We start from the raw sequence: 368 nt of genomic DNA, 5'->3' as shown, positions 1-368 counted from the left end.
ACACCCGATTGCCGCCACCTGGGGGCGGTCCGATTTGGCATCTTCTGACATGATGAGCATGGAGACCACCAAACGGGTGTGGCAAGCCCGGCTTGATCCTCGGCGCAACACACCTTCCATTGGAATCTACTCCCATGTAAAAGACCGGTGGGGCATCTTCCATGCGCAGCCCTTTGTGCTCAATGAGCGCCAGGCGGGCGTGGCCATTGAAGGTGTCATCCGCCAAGAAAAGCTGGAGACCAGCCAGCTTGCTGTGGATACCCATGGCTACACCGACTTTGCCATGTCACATGCCCGTTTGCTTGGTTTTGATCTTTGCCCGCGGTTGAAGGAACTCAAACAGCGCCACCTCTTTGTGCCACGCGGCA

1 protein-coding gene is annotated in these 368 nt (G+C 57.3%); it reads left to right on the top strand.

The window, feature by feature from the left end; all coding sequences use genetic code 11:
- Positions 1-368: Tn3 family transposase (locus ACODS0_RS28025; protein ID WP_488838513.1), on the top strand; the 368-nt coding region annotated here is incomplete at both ends.

It is taken from the genome of Acidovorax sp. FG60 (assembly GCF_057808995.1).
This window is presented reverse-complemented; position numbering and strand designations above follow the sequence as displayed.